10 protein-coding genes are annotated in these 12,175 nt (G+C 44.4%); all 10 read right to left on the reverse strand.

Features of this window, described 5'->3' with window-relative positions; all coding sequences use genetic code 11:
* Positions 1–58: 58 nt before the first annotated feature.
* Positions 59–1,786 (reverse strand): hypothetical protein, encoded by a 1,728-nt coding sequence (locus JOC37_RS02475; protein WP_204615598.1) that lies wholly within the window; start codon positions 1,784–1,786, stop codon positions 59–61.
* Between the two features lie 383 nt (positions 1,787–2,169).
* Entirely contained in the window at positions 2,170–2,583 is a 414-nt protein-coding gene (locus JOC37_RS02480; protein WP_204615601.1) for a MerR family transcriptional regulator, read from the reverse strand.
* A gap of 172 nt (positions 2,584–2,755) precedes the next feature.
* A complete protein-coding gene (locus tag JOC37_RS02485; RefSeq protein WP_204615611.1) occupies positions 2,756–4,003 on the reverse strand; it encodes a methionine gamma-lyase family protein in 1,248 nt (415 codons plus the stop codon).
* Between the two features lie 24 nt (positions 4,004–4,027).
* On the reverse strand, positions 4,028–5,008 hold the full coding sequence (locus JOC37_RS02490) for an AAA family ATPase (RefSeq protein WP_238480714.1): 981 nt from the start codon (positions 5,006–5,008) through the stop codon (positions 4,028–4,030).
* 156 nt (positions 5,009–5,164) lie between these two features.
* Positions 5,165–5,428 (reverse strand): RNA chaperone Hfq, encoded by a 264-nt coding sequence (gene hfq, locus JOC37_RS02495; RefSeq protein ID WP_204615621.1) that lies wholly within the window; start codon positions 5,426–5,428, stop codon positions 5,165–5,167.
* Between the two features lie 37 nt (positions 5,429–5,465).
* Positions 5,466–6,416 carry a tRNA (adenosine(37)-N6)-dimethylallyltransferase MiaA gene (gene miaA / locus JOC37_RS02500; RefSeq protein ID WP_204615623.1) on the reverse strand — a complete coding sequence of 317 codons (951 nt, stop codon included), beginning with the start codon at positions 6,414–6,416 and terminating at the stop codon, positions 5,466–5,468.
* A complete protein-coding gene (locus JOC37_RS02505; protein ID WP_204615625.1) occupies positions 6,413–7,210 on the reverse strand; it encodes a class I SAM-dependent methyltransferase in 798 nt (265 codons plus the stop codon). Before JOC37_RS02505 ends, miaA begins: the two co-directional genes overlap by 4 nt.
* The gene (gene mutL, locus JOC37_RS02510; RefSeq protein ID WP_204615628.1) at positions 7,207–9,027 is read right to left on the reverse strand and encodes a DNA mismatch repair endonuclease MutL; all 1,821 of its coding nucleotides are present in this window, start codon (positions 9,025–9,027) and stop codon (positions 7,207–7,209) included. Before mutL ends, JOC37_RS02505 begins: the two co-directional genes overlap by 4 nt.
* Positions 9,028–9,060: 33 nt before the next feature.
* A complete protein-coding gene (locus JOC37_RS02515) occupies positions 9,061–10,416 on the reverse strand; it encodes a histone deacetylase family protein (protein WP_204615630.1) in 1,356 nt (451 codons plus the stop codon).
* Positions 10,413–12,095 carry a hydantoinase/oxoprolinase family protein gene (locus JOC37_RS02520; protein ID WP_204615631.1) on the reverse strand — a complete coding sequence of 561 codons (1,683 nt, stop codon included), beginning with the start codon at positions 12,093–12,095 and terminating at the stop codon, positions 10,413–10,415. The genes JOC37_RS02515 and JOC37_RS02520 overlap by 4 nt, the downstream gene beginning before the upstream one ends.
* Positions 12,096–12,175 lie beyond the last annotated feature (80 nt).

Below are 12,175 nucleotides of genomic sequence, written 5' to 3' on the forward strand. Positions count from 1 at the left end.
TTATTGTATATCTATAAATATAAAACTACACTTGTTTGTGTAGTTTTATATGATTGTGTTACTTATTTGGTTCTGGGAAGTCTGTAGATAAATTGAAGTTCGGGTCTGATTCAGTCCCTTCATTTTCACCTTTAAACTCGCTTTCTTCAAATGCATCTACTCTACCATTTCTGTCCTTATCTATTGATGGTGGTAAATAACTACCTGCAGGCTGCTGTACTACAGGCTGCTGTGTTGGTTGTTGTGCTGGCTGTTCCACCTCAGGCTTTGGCTGGCTTGGTTTTTGTGTGGTTACCGGGACTTGGGGTCTGTCTGGACATCTTGCTATTTCTTCTGCTGTTGTTCCTAAATCTCTATATAGACCTTCCTCTACCTGCTTTATGTCTTCCTCAGAATAACCCAGTGATTTTAAGTTTTCTCTATTATCTTTTATTAGTACTTTCGCTTCCCACAGCGTTATTCCACTCTTAAGTTTCTTATTCGGGTCTGCCGGTACTATTGAAGTTGGTATCTCCTCCCAACCATCTCCATATTTTCTCCCATCTTCTGTTTCCCCTAAAACCTCATCTGTATTTATCTGGCCTGTGGTATCATCGGTCTGGTCTGTTGTGTTTTGGTCTATGTTCATCTTACCAAACTCTACATCACTTAAATACCCATATAACTTATTCTTAGCCAGATGTGTATTCATAATTAATTGAATTGCTTCCGCCCTGTTAAGTGGTTCATCCCATCGTGATTCCTCACCGGGTATTAAGTTCAATTTCTTAGCCGCTACCATAGCCTTATAAAGTTCTTCCTGCATCTTCATATCAGGGTTACGTAACATTGTGGCCAATGTATATGCCTGCCATCTGTCTTTCGCTATAATCTCTTTCGTCTTTTTATCTTTATATTTAAAACCTAAGTATAATGCTATATCCCCACCGTTTCTAGTATCTTTAAACGCTTTCTCGGTTCCTTTTACTTTAGCTAACTCATCAGGAAAATGTTTGTTTACCATCATGTAAATTGCTTCTACCCTTGATATACTGCCTTTATATGATGTTGCATCTAAACTCTTATTGGCTACACTCAAGAAACCATATTCATCTACCTCTTGCGCATACTTACTATATTCTGTTGGCCCACCGATAGCGTTCTCAAATTCTTTGTCTATTTCAATCTCCCTTACGCCTTCTTCACTTTTAAATACTAAAGCATAAAATTCATCTCTGCTTAATGACTGTGTAGGGTTAAATGCAGATGGGTTAACTGCATTTTCTAATAGGTTGTAATAAGCATTAATCGCACCAGTTATTCCATATACGGTATTTCCATCGATATCAGTGTATATCTGCTCTGCTAAATCTACTAATTTAGACTTTACTTCAGTATTTTTCCAGTATTTTGTAACGAATACTTTGTTTCTCAATGCGTCCTCTAGGGTTGTATTACCATTCCTATCCCCTTCTTCATCTACAAATAAACAGCCATTCTTGCCATTAACTCCGTTTTCTGTTACTATGTTAATGTTGAATAGCTCATCGAATCCTTGTCTGAATCCTTTATTATATGTCTTTAATTGGTCTAGTTGAACCCAATCAAGCATTCCCTGCGGTTCTCCTTGTATCACCACTTCATACGATGGTTTTGATACCTCTAATGCTATGCTTTGTCCTGAGTCAATCATGTTTATCATTTCTTTGGAATTAACTGCGGCACAACCTGTTAATTGCGATGTGATTATGACAGTTGACATGATTGGCACTATAATCTTCTTGAACTTTATAAACTTACTGGCCATTATCAACTACCTCCTTTAATCTACATTAACTTTTGAATCTATTAATTTCTTTACATGATGAAAATAACCTTGTTTATGTATTGTAAAATCTCAAATTAAATAATCTGCAAATTTTAAGACTTATCAAATCTATGTTAAAAGATTTTTAGATAACTTGAAGTTTATCCAGATGGGCTTACGCCAACTGTTCTCTGGTATTTGCCTGCCGGGTAGGTTCCGCCTCGTTTTTATTCCAGACCTTTTTCTTTTTAAACTTTACATCATATGTTTTTCTGATTTTACCCATAGAAAAATCCCCTCCATAGTAAACAGACTAATGAGCTTTCTTTTTCTGTCTACTATAAGGGGATCATATCATTATAAGGGTGTCTTTTTATGCTGCATTACTTTGCCCTGCAGTCCTCTTCATCTCTGCAAAGACCGCAGGTGCTGCAGTAATCAGCTTTATCCTGTAAGACATAGCAGTAAGTGCCCTGCTCTTTCCAGCAGGGTTTATTTTTGTTTACTTCCGCCTCCTGCTCACGTTTTCCACCGGGGCAATTTTTTATTTTCCAACAGGGGTACAAGCTGATCATCTGCTGTACACCGGCAATATTTAATCCCTTTTCATTAATTAAGTGGTGAATAAACTGCAGCCTTTTAATATCGTTGTTTGTGTACAGTCTTTGCTTGTTTCTGCGAGCGGGATAAATTAACTCGTTTTTTTCCCAGATTCGCAGCGTCTCTGGATGCACTTTTAAAAGTTCGGCCACTACGCCGATATTGTATAGCGGTAGGTCATCATTAACCAATGCCATGTTTACTTTACCACCTCTTACTTTTTAGTTAATTACTGTATCATTATATAATTGCAAACCACATTTGTAAATAATTTAGTCGAATTTTCTGTTGTAAAAATGTAGGAACCCTATAAAACTCGGTTTTATTAATTATCAACAGGAATATTTATTTTTAATAACGGGTTCCCGGTTATTTCGCTGTTCTCAACACCGCCTCAGCTGCGGACAATACGCCCAGCTTAATATATTCCTTGGAAAGCCCACCCTGCATGTACACAGCATAGGGCGGTCTCAGGGGACCATCGGCGGATAATTCAATGGAAGCGCCCTGAACAAAGGTGCCGGCCGCCATAACCACCGCATCGTCATAACCGGGCATGCCGTCCGGTTCGGGACGCACGTGTGAATCCACCGGGGATGCGGATTGTAAACCGCGGCAGAATTCCACCAGCTTGTCCGCATCACCCAGTGCCACCGCTTGAATGATATCGGTGCGGTATTCATCATACAGGGGAGAAATTTCAAACCCCAGGCGTTCAAATAACCTGGCAGTAAATACTGCTCCCTTTAATGCCTCAGCCACAACGTGGGGAGCTAAAAAGATACCCTGCATTAACAATCTTTGGTGATCTAATGTGGGTCCCACTTCATCGCCAATACCGGGGGCTGTCCAACGGTTGGCAGCCATTTGAACCAAATCAGCCCGTCCCACCACATAGCCGCCGGTGGGAGCCACTCCACCACCGGGATTTTTAATTAGTGAGCCGGCAACCAGGTCCACTCCCACATCGCATGGTTCTTTAGGTTCTACCAATTCCCCGTAGCAATTGTCTACAAATATTACTGTATTTGGCTGCCTTTGCCTGATAAACTGTACCAATTTTTCTATACCGGCAATGCTCAGCGACGGCCGCCAGGCATATCCCCGGGATCTCTGTATCATCACCATTTTTGTGTTGGAATTAAGAGCTTCTTCGATACCTTTCCAGTTCAGTTCCCCGTTGGGTAATAAATCAACCTGCCGGTATTTTATTCCATAGCTTTTTAACGAGCCGGCAGCGTTACCCCTTATGCCTATGGCCTCTTCCAACGTGTCATAGGGTGCTCCTTGAACCGCCAGCAGTTCATCCCCGGGACTAAGCACTCCAAATAAGCACAGGGCAATGGCATGGGTACCGGAAACAATTTGCCCTCTTACCAGGGCCCTCTCACCGCCAAATACACGGGCATAGATTTTTTCCAAAATTTCACGCCCGGCATCCCCGTAGCCGTATCCGGTGCCGCCTTTCAAATGAAAATCACTGACTCTGGCTTCTCGAAAGGCATTTAATACTTTGGTATGATTTTTTAAAGAGTTCTCATCTATTTGATGATAAATATCACGAACTTCAATTTCTACTTCTTTAGCTAATCTGTCCAATTTATTTTTGATATCCATGATGTCCTCCCGCATTTATTATTATCAATCTTCCGTTAATTCGTCATAAGCATTTATCACATCTTCAACTGTGATAGTCATTAAATCTTCCCTGCTTATTTTGGGCAAATTCATGTTTAACAAGCGCACTGCCTGCAATCTCATGGCCCTTTCAATAAGGTTTCTCACCATCCTGGCATTGCCGCTGTTCATGTGCTGGCTGGCCCTGTTTTTTATTAATGTACGCAGCTGAGCCTTTGCATCAGCGGTTAACTTATACTGCCTTTCATCCAGCATAACCTTTGCTATTTCCATCAGTTCCTGAATTGTGTAGTCCGGGAACGTAATATGGATGGGAAACCTGGAGCGCAAACCCGGGTTGGTTTCTATGAAACACTCCATTTCGTGCTTATACCCGGCTAAAATTATTATCAAATTATCCTTGTAGTCTTCCATGGCCTTAACCATACAGTCAATTGCTTCTTTGCCAAAGTCTTTATCTCCACCCCTGGCCAGGGAGTATGCCTCATCGATAAACAAAATTCCCCCCAGCGCCTTCTTTATCTGGTCCCTGGTTCTTTTAGCGGTATGCCCAATGTACTCACCAACTAAATCAGCCCGCTCCACCTCAATTATGTGGCCTTTATTTAACACGCCCATCTCCTTAAACAGTTGTCCCAACAGGCGGGCCATAGTTGTTTTCCCGGTACCGGGATTACCTTTAAACACCATATGTAAAACCATTGGTTCATAAGCCAGTTTTTCCCGGTGGCGAAGCTTTTGTATTTCTATAAAAGCATGTAATTCATTAATTAACTTTTTGACACTTTTCAATCCCACCAGTTTATTTATTTCTGCCATAATTTCTTGCACACCTTTTTCAGGTGTTTGTTCATTAAATACTGATGGGGAATCGTTATTCTTTTTTACGGAATATATGGGTTTCCGGCGAAAATGACTGGGCTTTTTCGGGGATTCATTTTTTTCAGCCCTTTCATGGTTATGCCACATTCTAATTTTCACCAACACCTGTCACCTCGCGGACTTTAAATCTCTTTTAATGTATACGCCCGCGCCGGTGATTAGTGAACCAAAAAAGAAGACCTCTTCACCGCCGGGTGGAGAGGTTAACCATCTTCTTAAAACCGGGTTTTCTTACTGTAAACGTAAAATTACCACCAACTATATTGTTTTGGCCTCACTGGTTATATTCTTAGCATCAGTCATTGGTGTATTAACCGGTTTCAATGGACTGATAGTGGAAATGGCATGCTTGTATACCATCATTTGCTTACCTTCACTTTCCATGATTACTGTAAAGTTGTCAAACCCCCGCACCAATCCCTTGAGCTGGAAACCGTTGATGAGAAACATGGTAATGGGGATACTTTCCTTTCTAACTTGATTTAAAAATGCATCTTGCAAATTAATCTGCGGTTTCGTCATCGGAGTCCCTCCGTTTTTCTTTATTTTTTCCATTATTTCACTTCGACATTACTAAAAAGTTTTCCTGCCAGGCATTAATAATTTTACTTACAACTTTTGATATACTATCATAATTATGCATGTCAATCCAATATATGCGTGGATCTCTTTTAAACCAAGTAAACTGCCGTTTTGCAAACCTGCGGGTATCCCTTTTTATTAACTCAGCGGCCCGGTCCAGGGATATTTCTCCGGCCAGGTATGAAGCAATTTCTTTATATCCCAAACCCTGCATAGATGTGTGAGAACGTTTAACCCCCTGCTGTATTAAAGACTTAACTTCTTCCACTAAACCCATTTCTAACATTTTTTCCACCCGCTGTTCTATCCGCCTGTACAGCAGTTCACGGGGCATGGTAAGGCCAAATATTTTTATCTGGTACTTGGAATTGCTTTGATAGCCGGCTTTCTGCATACCGGAAAAGGGTTTACCGGTAAGTTTGTATACCTCCAGGGCCCGGATAACCCGGCGCACATTATTGGGGTGAATGTTTTCCGCTGCTGCCGGATCCACCGCCGCCAGCTGGCGGTGCAGCCACAAATTCCCTTTTTCCCGGGCTGCATTTTGCAGTTCCTGGCGGAGTTTTTGATCCTCCTTCGGGCTGTCAAAGTGGTATTCATCCAGCACTGCCCGAACATACAGACCTGTTCCCCCTACCAGTAGAGGTAGTTTCCCCCTATTATGTATTCCGGCAATTATTCTTTCCGCTTCTCTTTGGTATAGAGCCACATTATATTCTTCCCAGGGCATAACCACATCAATCATATGGTGAGGGACACCCCGCCGTTCCTCAATGGTGGGTTTGGCGGTACCGATATCCATACCCTTATATACCAGCATGGAATCAGCTGATACAACCTCACCGTTTAGTCTCAAGGCCAATTGTACCCCTACTTCGGTTTTACCGATGGCAGTGGGGCCCACTATGGCCAGCAGCGGCTTTTTCAATTGTTATCCCTCCCCACTACAATAACCCCATAGGCAATGGGTGATTTTTTTCCGCCAACCACTTGCTCGCACCCCAGCCTCTCAAATTCTTCACTATTATATCTTTCTTTTATTACCACTCTTTTTCTGGCCACCCGGCACGCTTCTTCAACAGAGTCCACCGCCAGGGGATCATGATTGGCCAGTTTTCTCAGCGGCACCATGCCCGCAGACTTGTAAACGGGGTTGCGGAACATGGGATCGAAATAAACAACATCAAAACTGTTGTCCGGTAAATTCTTAAGGTACTTTTTGTGGTCGGTGTTGATTATATTGATTCCTTTAACCGCCTTGACCAGTGTTGGGCTGGGGTTTTGGAAACGTTCAATACCGTCTTTTACCACATAGGCCATTAAGGGATTGATTTCCAACCCTGTAACCCGCCCACTGCCACCGGTGACATAGTTTGCCACCACAGCATCAGAACCTAATCCCAGCGTACAGTCTAACACACTGTCCCCGTAATTCAGGTTCATAGCACTAATCATTTGATCAGTATGCCCGTTTTTTAACTGCTTAATACGTAATTTTGCCATTCCTGGATGAAAAAAGAATTCCTCGCCCTTTATATAAACGGACAGCCTGTTTTTAGACACCACCAGTATACCGCTGCCGGAATATTGGGATTCTAAATCAGGTAACGACATGCCGTTCCTGGGAACATAATTTATATTTAGTTCTGCCGCAATTTTTTTTGCCCTGATGATCATTTCTTTTGATGCATTCAAAGAAGTGGTTACCATTTGATTTGTCATCTTTGAAACCTCTTTGCCAGTTCTTCGAAAGTTAAATTTATTATTGTCGGCCTCCCATGGGGGCAGGTATATGGATTTTCCGCTTCCCTCATCTGCTGCAGTAAAGTTTCCATTTCTTGATGGGATAATTTTTGCCCGGATTTGATAGCACTGCGGCATGCTAATTTTGCTGCCAGCAGGTGATAGAAGTCACTGCTTCTGGTTTCCAGCAGGTCATAAAAAAACTTCGCCTCTTCTCCCTGGGGAAAGCCCATTGGTACACCCCGCAGCATATAATTGCGGCCGCCAAAATGCTCTATTATAAAACCCAGCTGCCGAAATGTAAGAATATTTTCCGTCAGCACCTGGGCTTCATGGTAATTCAATTCTAATACCACTGGAACCAGCAGCATTTGACTATTATGCCCGCTGTTATTTCCTTTTGTATAACGCTCATAAAGAACCCGTTCATGGGCGGCATGCTGATCTATAATATACAGCCCTTTGGGGCCCTGGGCCAGTATATATGTGGGAAGCAGCTGCCCCAGGGGCAGCAGTTCCGGAAAACTTTGCTGCTGGTAGCTTTCCCCTGCTTCTTTAAACATTTGCTTAGAAGCATGTTCAACCTGTAAACTTTCTTGATCATCTTTTAAAACAGGTTGTTGAACCGGTTTTGGGGATGACTTTTCCCGCTGCCGGTGAGGGCTGGATGCTTCTCCTGTCCATTTATTAGCAGGTGGGCTTGTTTTTAACTGCAGGCCCAGCTGTAATTCAGTTTGTTCAGCACTTCCAGCGTCAGATGAATGATGATGCTTGCTTTTTAACGGTTGTTCAATAACAGGTACTATCTTTGGTGTACGAAGAGCCCTTTGGACAGCAGAAACTATCAGTTTGTAAAGTTCCCGTTCCTTATCAATACGCACTTCCATTTTGGCAGGGTGTACATTGACATCAACCATACCGGGAACCAGTTCTATTTTCAATACGGCCAGCGGGTGTCTTTTGGAAGACAATAAGGTGTGGTACCCTTCCTGCAGAGCATCGGACACCACCCGGCTTTTAACGTATCTGCCGTTTATAAGTATTGTTTGATACGACCTGGTGGCCCGGTTTAGTTCCGGCTTGCTCACGTAACCGCTGATGTGTATACCGATACCTTGACCTTCAATGGGTATCATTTTTTTGGCCACTTGGATTCCGTTAACCGCTGCAATGGTGTCTATTAACTTATCATTACCCGGCGTTTCAAGCAAAATACGGTTTTGTGAAGTAAACTTAAAACTTACATCCGGTCTGGATAATGCCAGCCTGGCCACTAAATCACTAATCAATCCCGCTTCCGCAGAGGGTCTTTTTAAATGTTTTTTTCTGGCCGGTGTGTTGTAAAACAGATCCTGTACCGTTATCTTAGTACCAGGGGGACAGCCGGCAGGAGCCTGGTCAGTTATATTCCCGCCTTCTACCTGTAATTTTATCCCTTCATCCCGTTGGGGAACTCTGGTGAGCATTGTTACCTTTGATACAGCAGCAATACTTGGCAGTGCCTCGCCTCTAAAACCAAGGGTGGATATACTAAGTAAATCTTCCACCCGGCTTATTTTACTGGTTGCGTGTCTGGAAAAAGCCAATGCGGCATCTTCTGGCTCGATGCCGCACCCGTTATCACTCACGGTAATAGATGTTGTTCCTCCATCTTTAATATCCACGGTAATTCTGCCGGCTCCGGCGTCAAGGGCGTTTTCCACCAATTCCTTTACCACTGAAAGCGGTCTTTCTATTACTTCGCCGGCAGCGATTTTGTCTGCCGTATTCTGATCCAGCACTCTAATTTTAGCCAATCCAACACCCCCGAAAAATTATTGTCCGCTGGCTTAGCCTTCGGTACGCCATTCCTTTTGGTCATCCCGCCGGAAAGTTATAAATGTATCATCGGTTTTATCCTGCAAGTATACATAGGAATAACGGTAATCTTTTTTAGCCTCGTAATAGGCTTCCCAGGCTTCTGCAATGCAGTTTTTACAGCAGCGGTTGTGAATGGAGATGGCCATTACGCGGCAGCGGCCGATTTTGGGCTGAGCGGCATGGGAATCTATAAGCACGTACCCGGGACAGCTTACACAGGCCCGCACTTTTTCCAGCTGCTTTTCTTCAAAATATTCAGTGTCGTAAAAAATATTTTTATGCCGCTGGTAATATTTGCTGCCGCCGCACAGCTGGGATACGGTGACATCTTTACGCTTATCCCACATCTGCTGTAATTGATCCACCACTTGGTGAACATAATTTGTTACCTGTGAATTTTCAACAATTTTTCCCGGATGGTTGCCGGGTTCAGTAACATAGGAGTAATCGCGGCCTGCCAGGGCCAGTAAAATTGCCAAATTAACGTATGGTAATGCCGATTCTATGGCATAACCGCCCTCTAACACAGCCAGGTCCGGTTTTAATTTTTCAGTCATTCGGGCGTAACCCTGGGCTGTAATCAGCATGCTTCCCAGGGGATCGGTGAAATGGTTATCCTGTCCCGCCGAGTTAATTACAAACTCCGGCTCAAAGTCTTTTAAAATGGGCAGCACCAGGTTATCTATAACGTACAGCAGGCTGCTGTCGGTAACACCGGGAGGGAGTGGTATATTAATAGTTGCGGCATAGGCCGTCGGTCCTCCCAGCTCGTCAGTAAAACCCGTTCCGGGAAATATGGTGCGGCCGTCCTGGTGAAAGGAAATAAACAAAACATCCGGATCATGATAATAAATGTCTTGTGTTCCGTCACCGTGATGGACATCGGTATCAACAATGGCAATGCGTTTAATGCCGTAAGTACGTCGTAAATGCTCCACCACCACAGCCTCGTTGTTTATGCTGCAAAAACCCCGGTTGCCATGAACCACCCTCATGGCATGGTGGCCGGGTGGACGTACAATGGCAAAACCGTTATTTATTTCCCCGCTCATGATGCGGTCGCTCAGCCGTATAGCTGCTCCCGCTGCAATGCGGTGGGCCACCAAAACCTGATCATCCACTCCGGGAACACAAAAATGGGCCCGGGCGATTTCATGGGGTGTAGCCACCTGCGGCCGATATTCAATGATTTCCGGCAGATCCAATACACCTTCCTCAAAAATCTGATCCCTGGTATATAAAAGCCTTTCCTCGCGCTCCGGGTGAATAGGTGCGATAGACCAGTCAAAGGCGGGGAAAAATACCAATCCCGTTCTTTTTTTCATATTAATTTCCCCCCTGCACCAATGTGCCATTGAATACCCCTGGGGGTTTGCACACATATATCGTATATTTTACCGGTGGTTTTTAGATCCCTTACAATATTAAATACTTCCCGGCGGGTTATTTCCACATCCTGCATCTGATCGCCAATGTTCATCCTGCTGGCTTTATTAATCAACCATTCCTTTGCTAAATCCAAGGCCTGCTCAAATCCAAAGGGAGACCGGTTTATTTTTCCCTGGTAGCCGTCTTCTTCAATGCTAAATATGTTCTGCTCGGTATCCGCCCGCATGGTTACCTGCAGTGTCGGCCTGGCCACCGCAGCACCGATGGCGTTAGCTACTGAGGCATACGGGGGCAGTACCGGCGTACCGCCTATGCGGATGGCTATTTGAGGCACAAACCCGGCGGCGCCGCCTCCCACTCCAACTACATTTTGGGGACGCACCCTGCGCTTTTGCATAACTTCCCAAATCCGGTAAGCAGGTTCCTGCTCCCATTCCAAAAACATGTTTTCTATTTCCTTTACTATGGTGTCAACCACCAGGTTAATGATATTCTTGGCCACTTCCACCGGGGACATATTTGCCCATTTACCGAGCCTGCTCATTGCTTCCCAAGCTCTATCCTTATCACCTAATCTGGTAAGCCCCATCACGTTTAAGGCATCGGTGGGCGTGGGAAACGGCCCGCCCAGGCAGTAGGGCTGTCCCATTCGTTCAGAGTAGATTATTAATTCTTTACCCACCATTTCCACCACACTGTCGCCGCCCACAGGCACTGATTTCACCGCCAGCGTCCGAACCTGGGTGAGCTTATCTCCCACCATTACCCCCTTAGAAGAGAGCAGCGGTTTTCCCGACAATATAAGCGCCAGGTCAGTGGTGGTACCGCCAATATCCACCACCAGTGATGTTTCTCCCGCCGCTGTTAAGGCCTGGGCCCCCAAAGTACTGGCAGCAGGCCCGGAGAAAATTGTTTCTACCGGTGACTGTTCAGAGCTTTCCAGCGTCATGGTACCGCCGTCGGCCTTCATTATAAATACCTGGGCTTTTATATCACGTTTTTTTAAGGCCTCATTAACTGACTGCACAAAGTAACGATATTTTTCCTTGGTAGCACAGGTAAGCACCGTGGTGTCTACCCGCCGGGGAAAATTTAACTGTCCCCCGGCCCGGTGCCCCATTTCCACCTGCCAATGGGGCTTATGTTTTTTCACCAGTTCAGCCACCTGCAGTTCGTGCCGGTTATTTCGCGGTGAAAATTTACCCACCACCGCCACCTTATTGTAACCTTTAGCATCAAACTCCTTTATTGCCTGCAGTACTTCTTCTTCGTTTACCGGAATGATCTCCCGTCCCCGGTAATCTATGGCTCCACTTAAAATGTGTACATCGGCATTGCGGTAGTGTTCTAATTTACGACCCGGCCCGGGCATTATAAGCAAACCCACCGGGTCATACTTTCGTTCTACAATCAAATTGGTAATCATGGTGGTTGAAAGCACCACCCGCTCTATGTCCCCGGCAGATACCCCCTTCATAACGGAATCCAGTGCCTGTACCAGTGAGGTTAACAAATTGTTTGGCGTATTATATATTTTGGCGGTGGAACGCACCTTGCCCTCACTGAGCAGTACAGCGTCAGTGCAGGTTCCGCCCACATCAATACCAATGTACACATTTACACCTCCGAACCAGCCGATATTAATAACTTAGTTTATCACATTATTAGTAAACAAGAAACGTATCCGGTATAAAA

The organism is Desulforadius tongensis (genome assembly GCF_016907915.1).
Classification (GTDB): Bacteria; Bacillota; Desulfotomaculia; order Desulfotomaculales; family Desulfohalotomaculaceae; genus Desulforadius; species Desulforadius tongensis.